12 protein-coding genes are annotated in these 13,767 nt (G+C 70.5%); 4 read left to right on the top strand and 8 right to left on the bottom strand.

Translation table 11 applies throughout. The features are described 5' to 3' along the window. The first annotated feature begins 39 nt into the window (after positions 1-39). A complete protein-coding gene (locus ACFY1U_RS17005) occupies positions 40-1,011 on the top strand; it encodes a pirin family protein (protein WP_390694908.1) in 972 nt (323 codons plus the stop codon). A gap of 86 nt (positions 1,012-1,097) precedes the next feature. Next, positions 1,098-2,144, top strand: coding sequence for an AI-2E family transporter (locus ACFY1U_RS17000; RefSeq protein ID WP_390694907.1), 1,047 nt, complete (start codon positions 1,098-1,100; stop codon positions 2,142-2,144). On the opposite strand, the gene ACFY1U_RS16995 is transcribed toward ACFY1U_RS17000, so the two are convergent. Next, positions 2,117-4,258, bottom strand: coding sequence for a SpoIIE family protein phosphatase (locus ACFY1U_RS16995; RefSeq protein ID WP_390694906.1), 2,142 nt, complete (start codon positions 4,256-4,258; stop codon positions 2,117-2,119). The genes ACFY1U_RS17000 and ACFY1U_RS16995 overlap by 28 nt on opposite strands. Positions 4,259-4,413: 155 nt before the next feature. Here ACFY1U_RS16995 and aspS point away from each other — a divergent pair, with 155 nt between their 5' ends. Then, the gene (gene aspS / locus ACFY1U_RS16990; RefSeq protein WP_390694905.1) at positions 4,414-6,177 is read left to right on the top strand and encodes an aspartate--tRNA ligase; all 1,764 of its coding nucleotides are present in this window, start codon (positions 4,414-4,416) and stop codon (positions 6,175-6,177) included. A gap of 391 nt (positions 6,178-6,568) precedes the next feature. Here aspS and ACFY1U_RS16985 read toward each other — a convergent pair whose 3' ends face one another. The 4 genes from ACFY1U_RS16985 to ACFY1U_RS16970 form a co-directional block, all read right to left on the bottom strand. Continuing rightward, positions 6,569-6,826 carry an integrin alpha gene (locus ACFY1U_RS16985; protein WP_390694904.1) on the bottom strand — a complete coding sequence of 86 codons (258 nt, stop codon included), beginning with the start codon at positions 6,824-6,826 and terminating at the stop codon, positions 6,569-6,571. Between the two features lie 48 nt (positions 6,827-6,874). Next, positions 6,875-7,351, bottom strand: coding sequence for a hypothetical protein (locus tag ACFY1U_RS16980; RefSeq protein ID WP_390694903.1), 477 nt, complete (start codon positions 7,349-7,351; stop codon positions 6,875-6,877). 212 nt (positions 7,352-7,563) lie between these two features. Next, on the bottom strand, positions 7,564-9,279 hold the full coding sequence (gene metG, locus ACFY1U_RS16975; RefSeq protein ID WP_390694902.1) for a methionine--tRNA ligase: 1,716 nt from the start codon (positions 9,277-9,279) through the stop codon (positions 7,564-7,566). A 129-nt stretch (positions 9,280-9,408) separates the two neighbouring features. Then, positions 9,409-10,986, bottom strand: a complete 1,578-nt coding sequence (locus tag ACFY1U_RS16970) for a VWA domain-containing protein (protein WP_390694901.1) — start codon at positions 10,984-10,986, stop codon at positions 9,409-9,411. 226 nt (positions 10,987-11,212) lie between these two features. Here ACFY1U_RS16970 and ACFY1U_RS16965 point away from each other — a divergent pair, with 226 nt between their 5' ends. Continuing rightward, complete coding sequence (locus ACFY1U_RS16965) at positions 11,213-11,455, top strand: hypothetical protein (RefSeq protein WP_390694900.1); 243 nt, start codon at positions 11,213-11,215, stop codon at positions 11,453-11,455. A gap of 43 nt (positions 11,456-11,498) precedes the next feature. On the opposite strand, the gene ACFY1U_RS16960 is transcribed toward ACFY1U_RS16965, so the two are convergent. From ACFY1U_RS16960 to ACFY1U_RS16950, 3 genes are all read right to left on the bottom strand, one after another. Next, positions 11,499-11,714: a hypothetical protein gene (locus ACFY1U_RS16960; RefSeq protein WP_390694899.1), complete on the bottom strand. Its 216-nt coding sequence runs from the start codon at positions 11,712-11,714 to the stop codon at positions 11,499-11,501. A 195-nt stretch (positions 11,715-11,909) separates the two neighbouring features. After that, on the bottom strand, positions 11,910-12,908 hold the full coding sequence (locus ACFY1U_RS16955; protein ID WP_390694898.1) for an endonuclease/exonuclease/phosphatase family protein: 999 nt from the start codon (positions 12,906-12,908) through the stop codon (positions 11,910-11,912). A gap of 35 nt (positions 12,909-12,943) precedes the next feature. Then, complete coding sequence (locus ACFY1U_RS16950; RefSeq protein WP_390694897.1) at positions 12,944-13,690, bottom strand: alpha/beta fold hydrolase; 747 nt, start codon at positions 13,688-13,690, stop codon at positions 12,944-12,946. Positions 13,691-13,767 lie beyond the last annotated feature (77 nt).

The following is a 13,767-nucleotide window of genomic DNA, read 5'->3' as shown; positions in this document are numbered from 1 at the left end:
CAACGCTCAACTAAACTGGCCGCACAAGGAGGTACCGACATGCCTGCAGTGACCGTCGAGAACCCGCTGACCCTGCCCCGCGTGGCCGCTCCGGCCGACGCCGTGGCCCGTCCCGTGCTCGCTGTCACGACCGCGCCGAGCGGTTTCGAGGGCGAGGGCTTCCCGGTGCGCCGGGCGTTCGCCGGGATCAACTACAAGTACCTCGACCCGTTCATCATGATGGACCAGATGGGCGAGGTGGAGTACGCGCCGGGCGAGCCCAAGGGCACCCCCTGGCACCCGCACCGCGGCTTCGAGACCGTCACGTACATCATCGACGGGATCTTCGACCACCAGGACTCGCAGGGCGGTGGCGGCACCATCACCAACGGCGACACCCAGTGGATGACCGCGGGCTCGGGCCTGCTGCACATCGAGGCGCCGCCGGAGTCCCTCGTCATGTCCGGCGGCCTCTTCCACGGGCTGCAGCTGTGGGTGAACCTCCCGGCCAGGGACAAGATGATGGCCCCCCGCTACCAGGACATCCGCGGCGGAAACGTTCAGCTGCTGACGACCCCCGACGGCGGCGCCCTGCTGCGGGTCATCGCCGGTGAGCTCGACGGCCACCAGGGCCCCGGCATCACGCACACGCCGATCACGATGATCCACGCGACGCTGGCGCCGGGCGCGGAGCTCACCCTGCCGTGGCGCGAGGACTTCAACGGCCTCGCGTACGTCCTCGCCGGCCGGGGCGCGGTCGGTGCCGAGCGCCGGCCGATCGAGCTGGGCCAGACCGCCGTGTTCGGTGCGGGCTCCGCGCTGACCGTCCGCGCGGACGAGAAGCAGGACTCGCACACCCCGGACCTGGAGGTCGTGCTCCTGGGCGGGCAGCCCATACGGGAGCCCATGGCCCACTACGGCCCGTTCGTCATGAACACCAGGGAAGAGCTCCAGCAGGCGTTCGAGGACTTCCAGAAGGGCCGGCTGGGCACCATCCCCGCCGTGCACGGGATGACCGAGGGCGGCCTGTAGGACCGTATGCGGGCGGACCGCGGGGGCTCACCCGGCTGGTCCGTCCGCGCAGGACACGGCGTGGGCGCGCGTGATCCGCTGGACGGGTGCAGCTTCTCCCCGATCCCGTACGGCGGCTCGCCGCCTGGTGCGCCGTGATCCTGCTGGTCGCCGGGGTCGTGTACGCCGGGGTCCTGCTGTGCTCGCAGTTCCGTACGGCCGTGACGCCGGTGCTGCTCGCGCTGCTCGGGACCGCCCTGCTGGGGCCCCTGCACCGGCGGCTCGTCAGGGCCGGGGTCAACAGGTCCCTCGCTGCCGGGCTCACCTGTGTCGCGGTCGTGGCCGTGGTCGGCGGTGCCGTGTACATCGTCGTCGCCGCGCTCATCGACACCGGTGACCAGATCGTCGCCTCCCTCAAGCACGCGGCTCAGGGCGTCGCCGATCATTTCGGGGCCGCGGGAACCTCCCTGGACGACCTCGCCACGCACGCCAAGGACCTCCTCACCAAGTTCGGGGGCACGGCCGCCTCCAATGTCATCAGCGGGGTCAGCGTCGTCGGCGAGACCATCGCCATGGCGGTCCTCGCGCTCTTCCTCGTCTTCTTCTTCCTGCGGGACTCGCACAAGGCCGCCGACGCAATCAGGGGCATCGCTCCCGGGCAGAGCGGCGACACGCTCGAGGCCATGGCCCGCCGGGCCTACGAGGCCGTCGAGGGCTTCATGCGCGGCACCAGCCTCATCGCGCTCATCGACGCCGTCTGCATCACCCTCGGGCTGGTGGTGCTGGATGTGCCCGGTGCCGTCGGGCTCGGTGCGCTCGTCTTCGTCGGGGCCTTCATCCCCTACCTCGGCGCCTTCATCTCCGGTGCCGTAGCCGTGCTGGTCGCGCTCGCCGACCGTGGGTTCGTGATCGCGCTGTGGGTGCTCGGGGTGGTCCTCGCCGTGCAGGTGCTGGAGGGGCATGTGCTCACGCCCCTGATCCAGAGCCGGACCGCGCAGATGCACCCGGCGGTGGTGATGGTGGCCATCACCGCCGGAGCCTCCGTCGCCGGGGTGCTCGGGATGCTGCTCGCGGTGCCGCTCACCGCCGCAGTCTTCGGCGTCGTACGCGAACTGCGGGCGCGGTATCAGGTACCCGAGCCGTCGGACTCGTAGAGCTCGAACCAGATGCTCTTGCCCTCGCCCCGCGGGTCCACGCCCCACGCGTCCGCGAGCAGCTCGATGAGCATCAACCCGCGCCCCGAGGAGGCCAGTTCGCCAGGGCGGCGCTTGTGCGGGAGGGCGTCGCTGGTGTCCGTGACGGTGATGCGCATCCGGCGGCTGCCCCGCTCGCCCCGCACCTCCGCCAGCAGCAGCGCGTCGGCGTCGGTGTGCACGAGGACGTTGGTGAGCATCTCGGAGACCAGCAGCACCGCCGAGTCGACCTGGTCCGGCGAGGGCCAGTCGTGCAGCAGCTCCCGCAGGTGCTGACGGGCCACCGCCACCCGCTCCGGTTCCGCCTGCGCGACGGACAGCATGGTGCGGCGGACCTTCGGCGGCACGAGCAGCGTCTCGCCGAAGCCCTCCTCCGGCCGGGACAGCAGCAGTATGGCTATGTCGTCCTCGCGCCGGTCCGCGAGGGGGCCGGTGGTGTGGTGGGAGGAGGGGCCGTGGACCCCCTGGACCAGGGCGTCGGCCAGTTCCTCCAGATCACCCTTGTGGTCCTCGAGGATCGCGCGGATCCGCTGCCAGCCGCTCTCCAGGTCGTGGCCGCCGGTCTCGATCAGACCGTCGGTGCAGATCAGCATGGTCTCGCCGGGTTCGAGGGGGATCCGGGTGGTCGGGTAGTCGGCGTCCGGGTCGATGCCGAGCGGCAGACCGCCCGCCGTCGGACGGGCCAGCACCGTGCCGTCCGCCATCCGGATCGCCGGGTCGGGGTGCCCGGCACGGGCGATGTCGAGGGTCCCGGTCGCCGGGTCGGCCTCGACGTACAGACAGGTCGCGAAGCGCAGATCCGCGAGGGCGTCCTCCTCGGCGGCGCCGGGCCGGGTGGCGCCGTCCGACAGGCCGTGCAGGAAGCGCGAGGCGCGGGAGAGCACCGCGTCGGGGCGGTGGCCCTCGGAGGCGTAGGCGCGCAGGGCGATACGGAGCTGGCCCATCAGGCCGGCCGCCCGCACGTCATGGCCCTGGACGTCGCCGATGACCAGGGCGATCCGGCCGTTGGGCAGCGGGATCATGTCGTACCAGTCGCCGCCGACCTGGAGGCCGCCGCCGGTGGGCACATAGCGGGCGGCGACGCTCATGCCCGGTATCTGCGGGCCGAGGGTCGGCAGCATCGAGCGCTGCAGACCGTCGGTCAGCGCGCGCTCGGTCTCGGCGGTGCCGGCCCGGGACAGCGCCTGGGCGAGCATGCGGGCCACCGTCGTCAGCACCGACCGCTCGTCCGGATTGAAGGTCACCGGGTAGGCGAAGGCCGCCATCCAGGCGCCCATCGTGCGGCCCGCCACGGTCAGCGGCAGGAACGCCCAGGAATGGCGGCCGAAGGTCGAGGCGAGCGGCCAGGTGACCGGGTAGCGGGACTTGTACTGCTGGGGCGTGGAGAGATAGACGGCGCGGCCCGTGCGCACCACCTCGGCGGCCGGGTAGTCGGTGTCCAGCGACATGTGCGAGAAGGGGCCGTCGTCGCCGGGCTGGTGGCCGTGGTGGCCGATCATCCGCAGCCGGTCGCCCTGCACGCTGAACACGGCGAGCCCGTCCGGCGAGAACCCCGGCATCGACAGGCCCGCCGCGACCCGCAGTACCTCCTCCGTGGACCGCGCCTCGGCCAGCGCCCGGCCCGCGTCCAGCAGGAACGCCTCCCTGGAGCGCCTCCAGTCACCGGTGACGGCGCTGCGCCCGGCCGGCGTGCCCGGAGTCGGCTCGGTGACCTCCTGAAGGGTGCCGATCAGCTGGAAGGACTTCTTCTCGGGGTCGAAGGACGGCTTGGAGCGGGAGCGCACGACACGGATCACGCGGCCGAACTCGTCCATGATCCGGATCCGCACCTCGGCCAGCGTGCCCTCGGCGACGGCGAGTCCGACAACGGCGATGATCTCGTTCCAGTCGACCGGATGGAGCCGGGCCCGGGCCTTGGCCTCCGTGAGGGTGGTCTGCTCGGCGGGCAGACCCAGCAGCCGAGCCGCCTCGGCGTCGACCGTGACGAGTTCGGTGGCGGTGTCCCAGTGCCACAGGCCGGTCGCGAGGGCGGCGAGAACCTCCCCCACGGCGGGCAGAGGCTCACCAGTGCGCATTGCCCCACTTTATGGAGAGGTGATCGAGGAGTGCCACCGATTGCACACTCTTAATGGTGGGGAGCCGATCTTGGGGTGCCCGGTACCCTGGGGGTTGTTTCACGTGAAACACCATGAAACACAGCCCCCGATCCGCGAAGACTGGATGAACGACGATGCATCGGTACAGGTCCCACACCTGCGGCGAGCTCCGCTCCTCTGACGTCGGTACCGACGTCCGGCTGAGTGGCTGGCTGCACAATCGGCGCGACCTGGGCGGCATCCTCTTCATCGATCTGCGCGATCACTACGGCATCACGCAGCTCGTCGCCCGGCCGGGCACCCCGGCCTACGAGGCCCTCGACAAGCTGACCAAGGAGTCGACGGTCCGCGTCGACGGCAAGGTCGTCTCCCGGGGCACCGAGAACGTGAACCCGGACCTGCCGACCGGTGAGGTCGAGGTCGAGGTCGGCGAGGTCGAGCTGCTCGGCGCGGCCGCCCCGCTCCCCTTCACGATCAACACCGAGGACGGGGTCAACGAGGAGCGGCGCCTGGAGTACCGCTTCCTGGACCTGCGCCGCGAGCGCATGCACAAGAACATCATGCTGCGCACGGCGGTCATCTCGGCCATCCGGCACAAGATGACGGCGCTGGGCTTCAACGAGATGGCGACCCCGATCCTGTCCGCCACCTCCCCCGAGGGTGCCCGCGACTTCGTGGTCCCCTCCCGCCTGAACCCGGGCAAGTTCTACGCCCTGCCGCAGGCCCCGCAGCAGTTCAAGCAGCTGCTGATGATCTCCGGCTTCGACCGCTACTTCCAGATCGCGCCCTGCTTCCGTGACGAGGACGCGCGGGCCGACCGCTCGCCGGGCGAGTTCTACCAGCTCGACGTCGAGATGAGCTTCGTCGAGCAGGAGGACGTCTTCCGCCCGATCGAGCAGCTGATGACCGAGCTGTTCGAGGAGTTCGGCGGCGGCCGCCACGTCACCTCGCCCTTCCCGCGGATCCCGTTCCGCGAGGCGATGCTGAAGTACGGCTCCGACAAGCCGGACCTGCGGGCCCAGCTGGAACTCGTCGACATCACCGACATCTTCGAGGGCTCGGAGTTCAAGGCCTTCGCCGGCAAGCATGTGCGGGCGCTGCCGGTGCCGGACGTCTCCGCGCAGCCCCGGAAGTTCTTCGACCAGCTCGGCGACTTCGCGGTCTCGCAGGGCGCCAAGGGCCTGGCCTGGGTGCGGGTGGCCGAGGACGGTTCGCTGTCCGGCCCGATCGCGAAGTTCCTCACCGAGGAGAACGTGGCCGAGCTGACCAAGCGGCTCTCGCTCGCCGCCGGTCACGCGGTGTTCTTCGGCGCGGGTGAGTTCGACGAGGTCTCCAAGATCATGGGCGCGGTCCGCGTCGAGGCCGCCAAGCGCGCCGGGCACTTCGAGGAGGGCGTCTTCCGGTTCTGCTGGATCGTCGACTTCCCGATGTACGAGAAGGACGAGGACACCGGCGCCATCGACTTCTCGCACAACCCCTTCTCCATGCCGCAGGGCGGCCTGGAGGCCCTTCAGACCCAGGATCCGCTGGACATCCTCGGCTGGCAGTACGACATCGTCTGCAACGGCGTCGAGCTGTCCTCGGGCGCGATCCGGAACCACGAGCCCGAGATCATGCTGAAGGCCTTCGAGATCGCGGGCTACGACCGCGACACCGTCGAGGAGAAGTTCGCCGGCATGCTGCGCGCCTTCCGCTTCGGCGCCCCGCCGCACGGCGGCATCGCCCCCGGCGTCGACCGCATCGTCATGCTGCTCGCCGACGAGCCGAACATCCGCGAGACCATCGCCTTCCCGCTCAACGGCAACGCCCAGGACCTGATGATGGGCGCGCCGACGGAGCTGGAGGAGGCGCGGCTGAAGGAGCTGCACCTGACGGTGCGCAAGCCGCAGCCGAAGTAGCAAGCGGACAGGAAGGGCTCGAAACCGGCGCCGGTTTCGAGCCCTTTCGTCACCTGCAGACCGGGCGAGCCCGTCCCGGTTGAGAGCCACGGCGAGGGCGCCGCCGAAGGCGTCGCCCTTCTCGCTCGTATCGGGGACACCGGCGGTGTTCTGCGTGATCTGGACGGGCTTCGCGTCGCTCGCGATGCCCTGCTTCGAGCCGTACCAGACCAGGATGCGGCCGCCCACGCCCCGTCGACGCCTGCTCTTTCGGGCTCGTCCGGGTCGCCGACCACCAGGTCGCCGTACCCGTCGCCATTGACGTCGCCGGAGGCGGCGATCAGACCGTTGCCCTGCTGTAGTTCGTTGCCGTAGGACGGGTTCGCGTAGACCTGACCGCCGCTCAGGTCGCTCAGCCGTAGCCGTCCCGGTTCAGGGCGGCCGTGGCTGTGGCGGCGCCGAAGCGGGCGTAGGCCTCGCTGGTGCCCGGCACTCCGGGGGTGTTCTGGGTGATCGTCTTACGATGGGTGGCCGACAGGCCGGAGGCCGACCCGTAGAGGACGACGACCGCACCGGCCGCCGTTTTGCCGGACACGTTCGCGCCCGGTGCGGGCAGGACGGCGTCGCGGTAGCCGTCCCCGTTGAAGTCGCCCGGTACGGCGCCGTGCACCGCGGCCGCCGGGACGGCCGGAGTTCTCTCCTGGCGGCCAGGTCCGGACTAGGTGTCGTACGAGCCGTCCCAGGGCGAGGCGAAGAACAGACGGTCCGGGTAGAGCTCGGCCCAGCTGCCCTCCTCGTCCTGACCGGTCACCAGGCCGAACAGCACGCCGTCCACGGTGAGTTGGAACGGACGTATCGCGATGTCCGTGTAGGAGCGCCGGGGCAGGCTGCGCAGCAGTTTCGCCAGGTGGACACGGGCGCGGGTGAGCACCGAGTCCTCGCCGTTCGGATTGCGCTGCTGCTCGGCCCAGGTGCCGGCACACCAGATCTCCGAGTCGCGGTACTCGCCCTCGGCGTCGAAGGTGTGGAGCACCGTGTAGAGACGTTTGTGCTCTTCCCAGCCGTCGTCGGGGCGGAACCCCTGGGGGAAGGCATAGGTGATCGATGCCAGGAACTGCCCCTGCGCGTACCGGCCGATGGACTCGGTCCGGTGCCGGGGCACGTAGGCGATCGGGACGACTTCGGGCACTGCCATGGCCGAACAATACGGTGCTCGGAAAGCTGTTCTGCCTCTCGAGCCCCTGTCTCTCACGGTTCCTACTCAGACTCAGTGGCCCGATGGCGTGCGAAGGCGTAGTCCGCGTCGCGGTTCACGTGGATCGTAACTACCTTTCTGCTTCGCCCCCTTGGGGACCAAAGAGAGAGGGCCCGGAACCGTTCGGTTCCGGGCCCAGGGGCGTGAGGGTGTCAGGCCGGCTCGCCGCCGAAGCGCTCCTTGTACGTCTCCAGGTCCTCGTCCGTCAGCTTGGCGAACAGGACCGGCGGGACCGTGAAGGGCGTGCCCGCGGGGACGGCGGTCAGGGACTTCGCCTCGGTCGGGGAGACCCAGGTTGCTGTGTCGGCGGGGAGGGCGAAGGCCTGGCGCATGGTGGCCGACGTCGTCGGGATGAACGGTTCCGAGACCACCGCGTAGAGGTGGATCAGATTCATCGCCGTGCGCAGGGTCAGGGCCGCGCCGTCCTTGTCGGTCTTGATCTCCAGCCAGGGGGCCTTCTCCTCCAGGTAGGAGTTGCCCGCCGACCACAGGGCGCGCAGGGCCGCGGCCGCCTTGCGGAACTGGAGGGACTCCAGCTGGGACTCGTACTCCGCGAGGAGCTCCGCGATCTGCGCGCCCAGCTTCCGCTCCGCCTCCCCCGGCTCGCCGCCCGCCGGGACCTCCTCGCCGAAGCGCTTCTTGGAGAACGACAGCACACGGTTGACGAAGTTGCCGAGGGTGTCCGCCAGGTCCTTGTTGACCGTCGCCGTGAAGTGCTCCCAGGTGAAGGACGAGTCGTCCGACTCGGGGGCGTTGGCGATCAGGAAGTAGCGCCAGTAGTCCGCCGGGAGGATGTCCAGGGCCTGGTCGGTGAAGACGCCCCGCTTCTGGGACGTGGAGAACTTCCCGCCGTAGTACGTCAGCCAGTTGAAGGCCTTGACGTAGTCGACCTTCTTCCACGGCTCACGGACGCCGAGCTCGGTCGCTGGGAACATCACCGTGTGGAAGGGGACGTTGTCCTTCGCCATGAACTCCGTGTAGCGGACGTCGGTGTCGACGTCGTACCACCACGACTTCCAGTCGCGGGTCGACGGGTCCTGGTCCGACCACTCCTTCGTCGCGCCGATGTACTCGATCGGGGCGTCGAACCAGACGTAGAAGACCTTGCCCTCCGCGGCCAGCTCCGGCCAGGTGTCGGCCGGGACCGGGACGCCCCAGTCCAGGTCGCGGGTGATCGCGCGGTCGTGCAGGCCCTCGGTCAGCCACTTGTGGGCGATGGAGGAGGCCAGCTGCGGCCAGTCCTTGTCGTGGCGGGCCACCCACTCGCGCACCTCGTTCTCCAGCTTGGACTGGAGGAGGAAGAGGTGCTTGGTCTCACGGACCTCCAGCTCCGTGGAGCCGGAGATCGCCGAGCGCGGGTTGATCAGGTCGGTCGGGTCCAGTACACGGGTGCAGTTCTCGCACTGGTCGCCGCGGGCCTTGTCGTAGCCGCAGTGGGGGCAGGTGCCCTCGACGTAGCGGTCCGGCAGGAAGCGGCCGTCGGCGGGGCTGTAGACCTGGCGGATCGCCCGCTCCTCGATGAAGCCGTTCTCGTTGAGGCGGCGGGCGAAGTGCTGGGTGATCTCGACGTTCTGCGGGGAGGAGCTGCGGCCGAAGTAGTCGAAGGCGAGGGCGAAGCCGTCGTAGACCGCCTTCTGGGCGTCGTGCGCCTGGGCGCAGAACTCGTCCACGGGGATGCCCTGCTCCTTGGCCGCGAGCTCGGCGGGGGTGCCGTGCTCGTCCGTCGCGCAGATGTACAGGACGTCGTGGCCGCGCTGGCGGAGGTACCGGGAGTACACGTCCGCCGGGAGCATGGACCCCACCATGTTGCCCAGGTGCTTGATTCCGTTGATGTACGGAAGGGCGCTGGTGATGAGGTGTCGAGCCATCGGGGGCTGCTCCCAGGTCGGATTCAGGGGTTCTTGGTTCTTTGCGAACCTTGAAATCGTAGCCGACATGGGTGTGCCGCCCGCCTCCCGTTTTACGGGGTGAGAAGCGGGCGGCACCGGGGCGAGGCGTTACGGGCGCCAGTCGATCAGTACGCCGTCGTAGAGCTCGGCGTCCGTGAGCTCCAGGGGGGTGGGGCCCGCGTGGAAGAAGGCCGTGTTGTCGGTCTTCAGTTTGCGGAGGTAGTCGAAGGCCTTGTTGTCGTGGTCGCCGAACGCGACGAAGGAGAAGAACACCGAGGGGTGGGTCTTCGCTGCGTCGGTGAGGGCCTGGGTGGCGGGGGTCTTCGCGTCCGGGGCGCCGTCCGTCTGGAAGATCACCAGGGCGGGGGTCTTCGCGTCGGGGATGTTGGCGTCGTAGTGGGCGAGGACCGCTTCCACGGCGGCGTGGTAGCTGGTACGGCCCATGCGGCCGAGGCCGGCGTGGGCGTCGTCGATGGCGGTCTCGGGGGAGGCCGGGGTGAGGTCGGTGGTGCCGTCGACCTCGGTGGAGAAGAAGACGACGTGGACGGAGGCCTTCTCGCTGCCGGCGGGGTCGAGGTGCTCGGCGAGGGCGAGGGTCTGGTCGGCCAGGGCCTGGGCGGAGCCGTCCTTGTAGTACGAGCGCATGCTCGCGGAGCGGTCGAGGACCAGGTAGACCTTGGCGCGGGCGGTGGTGAGGCCGGCCTTCGCGAGGGCGGCTGCGGGGGCGTCGGCCTTCGGCGCGGCGGCGGCTGCGGCTGCGGGCTCGGGGGCCGGCTCCGGCTCCTCGGCTGCCGCCGTCGGCTCGGGCTCCGCCTCGGCTTCCGGCTGCGCCTCGGGCGCGGGTTCGGCTTCCGCCTCGGCTTCTGGCTGCGCCTCGGGCGCGGGTTTGGCTTCCGCCTCGGCTTCGCCTTCGGCGGGGTCGTTCCCACCCGCACCGCCCGTGCTGCTTTCGTCGTCGGCTGCGGGTGGCCCCTGCGGGGCTTCCTCGCCGTCGGCGGCCGCGGGCTCGTCCGCCTCGGCCGCGGGGGCTACGGGCTCGGGGGCCTGCTCCGGCTCCTCGGCCTCCGCGACGGGCTCCTCAGCTGCGGCGACCGGCTCGGGCTTCGGCTCGGGGGCGGCCTCCGGGGTCTGCTCCGGTGCCGCGGTCTGCTCCGGCTCCTCGGCCTCCACGACCTGCGTGGGCTCGGGCTCGGGGGCGATCTCCGCGACCGGCTCGGGCTCTGCGACAGGCTCGGGAACGACCTCCGCCTCCGGCTCGGCCTCCGCCACCGGCTCAGCCGTCTGCTCCGGCTCCTCGGCCTCGACCTCGGCGGCCCGGGTCGGCTCCGGGGCGGCCTCGGTGGCCGGTTCCGGCTGCTTCTCGTGCTCGGGCTGCGTCTCCGCCGCCGGCTCGGACGGCTCGTCGACCGTCGGCTCCGCGGTCACCTGGTCCACCGGCTCCGACGGCCTCGGAACCGTGACGTTGTCAAAGGCCGCCGAGACCAGTTCGTGCTCGTCCTGGTCCTCCTGGGACGACGAGCGCGGCTCCGGGACCTGGGCGGACGGGGTCGGCTGCGGCTCGGGGGAGGGTGCCGGGACCGTTGGTTCCGGAGTGTGCGAAGGGGTGAGGTCCGCACCCTCTGCTTCGGCGTCACGCCCCTTGCGTGACCTGCCGAACGCGTTCCGCAGGAGAGTGAGAATGCCCATGTGCGCAACCCTTCGCGTGAGTTGATCCCGTCAATCCCTGGCCAGGACGGACACGTAAGGTTAGCGGCCCCAGATGGCGATCTTGGGGAGGGTGGGTATGTCTCACTGCTTCCTGTCCTTGCGCGCTTCGTGGGATCTCTGCGGGTTGTGAGTTGTGCGTGGAAGCGGCTGGACCCCATGGGCTGCTGCCGGGTGGCGGCTACCGTCTTCCGTTGGAGGGGGTGCCATGGCCTGGTCGCCGTGCACGTTCGCGGTCGAGCATGCGGACACGGACACCCTGGGGGCGACGCCTGTGTTCACCACCAACCAGCCGCATCCGAGCAATTGGATCGGTCGCGAGGCCGAACCTGTACTGACGTCCGGGGCGGCCGAGGCCGTTCGGCTTGCCCTGCGCAAGGGTTGGACACCGACAGCACCAGGCTCCGCGTTCCACCTCGACCCGTCCGTCGGCTTCACGCCCGCACACTGAGCAGAGCTGCGGGGAGAGTCGGTGCCTGTACCTCACCCCGTCGCTACGACGAGGTGTTCGTGTTCCTGCGGCCGACGAGCCGGCGCCCGGCCACCCAGAGATTGATCACAAGCAGCACCGCGCCCGCGATGGGCCAACCCACGGATCCACCGTCGCGGTACGTATCCATGCCCACCACCAGCAGGATGACGCCGATCACCGGGCCCGTCAGGTCCATCGCGGTGTCCAAACGATCTGCGATCTTCGACAGGTCAGCCATGGCTTGATCGTGGCAGGTCGACGCGGTGTCTGAACAGAGCTGATCAAGCGTGCCGATCGGGTACGCGTACGGCTCCGAAACATGACCACATGACCCATGGGAGGGGCGGTGCAGCCCGGGTGGGCATACCCCCGCATTCCAGCCACTCCCGATGAGCCGGCGCCTGCCGAGCCGGCTCTCGCACCCCGCGTCGGCTCATCCGTGCTGGTGAAGCGTGACGTCCACGAGCAGTGCGCGGTGGTCGGTGTCGGTCAGGTCCAGGAAGTGGGCGGTGTTCGCCGAGAAGTCCCGGGAGACGAGGACGTGGTCGATCTGGGTGCCGAAGGTCGGGGCCGTGCGGGCGGGCCAGCTGGGGGTGCGGGGGTGGCCCGCGAGGCGGGCGGCGTCGTGCAGGCCGGTGTCGAGGACGCGGCGGAAGGCGGCGTGGTCCTGGGAGGCGTTGAAGTCGCCGGCCAGGATCATGGGCGTGCGGGCGGCGGCGGCAGCGTCCCGCAGCCGTCCGAGTTCCCTGCGCCAGAGGCCGACCTGGCCGGGCAGCGGCGGCATGGGGTGCGCCAGCTGGAGCCGTACGGCATGTCCGCGCACATCGGCGACGGCGCCGGGCATGCCCATGGTCCCGGTCACGCCCGCCGTGGCCTTGAGCGGGAAGCGGCTGAGGATGATCGAGCCGTGGCTGCCGCCGGCCACCACGGCCTGCCGGTACGGGTAGTCGGCGCCGAAGTCCCGCTTCAGCCGGGCCTGGCAGGTGTACTCGCACTCCTCCACGAACACGAGGTCCGGCCTGTGCCGCCGGATCTCGGGGACCAGGGAGCCCGTCCCGCGCCCGAACTCGACGTTCGAGGTCAGCACCTTGAACTCGGCGACGGGGGCGCCGCCGGGCTCGTCCGTCCTCCCGTACGGCTCGATGAACCACGCCAGCAGCCCGAGGACGACGAGCGCCCAGACCATGCCGAGGCGCCAGCGGCCCAGCAGCGCGAGGAGCAGGGCCAGCCCGGCGGGCGCGAGCAGCCAGGGCAGGAAGGCGAGGACCTGGGGGACCGGGGTGAAGCCGTCGCTGTCGGCGGCCCGGCAGCCGACGACCACGCTCACCGCGGCCAGCAGCAGCCCCGCGCACCAGGCCGTGAAGCGCCGCCCGGCCCGCCGTACCGGCTCGCTCTCGCGCGCAGTGGTCCACTCGGCAGCCGCAGTGTCCACGTCCGGGCCCTCCGCTCACGAGTGGGATGCCCGAATCATCCCCCGGCGGAGTCGACGCGCGCCAGGAGACTCTCCAGCGCCTCGTTGAACTCCTTCGGCCGCTCCAGGTTCGGCATGTGGGCCGTGCCCTCGATGACGTGGAGCGTCGAGTCGGGGAGCGCCGCGTGCATCGCCTCGGCGTCGGCGACCGGGGTGTACGTGTCGTCGGCGCCCACGACCACCAGGGCCGGGACCGTGACGGCGGTGAGCAGCTCGCGGTAGTCGGGCCGGGCGGCGCGGGCGCGCAGGGCCGCCGCGGCGGACTGAGGACGGGTGGCCGTCATCATGCGGTGGACATGCGCCTTGACCTCGGCGGAGGCGTACGGCGCGACCATCTTCTCCAGGACTTCGTCGGCGTATCCGCGCATGCCCTCCCGCAGCAGGCGGTCGGCCATGGCGTGACGCACTTCGACGCCGTCGGGTGTCTCCGGCGCAGGGAAGGTGTCGGCGAGGACCAGGCCCCGCACGCGGCCGGGGAACTGCCGGTAGAAGTCCATGACGATCTGGCCGCCCATGGAGAGCCCGGCGAGCACGCACGAGTCCACCCCCAGCTCGTCCAGCAGCGCCGCGAGGTCCTGCGCGAACTGCTCGAAGCGTGTGACCTCCTCGGAGGAGGGGGAGGAGCCGTACCCGCGCAGGTCGGGGGCGATCACCCGGCGGGAGCCGGAGAAGGTCTCCAGCTGCGGGTTCCACATCGTGTGGTCGAAGGGGTGGCCGTGGACGAGGACCAGCGGGGTTGACATGACATCGACCCTAGGACGGCCCAATTCCTCAGTGCAATAAGATCTTTGCCCTCGGTGCAATGCCGGACAACGGCAAC

It is taken from the genome of Streptomyces sp. NPDC001351, assembly GCF_042896045.1.
Lineage (GTDB): Bacteria > Actinomycetota > Actinomycetes > Streptomycetales > Streptomycetaceae > Streptomyces.
The sequence above is the reverse complement of the archived record's forward strand: the minus strand, read 5'-3'. Positions and strand labels throughout refer to the sequence as shown.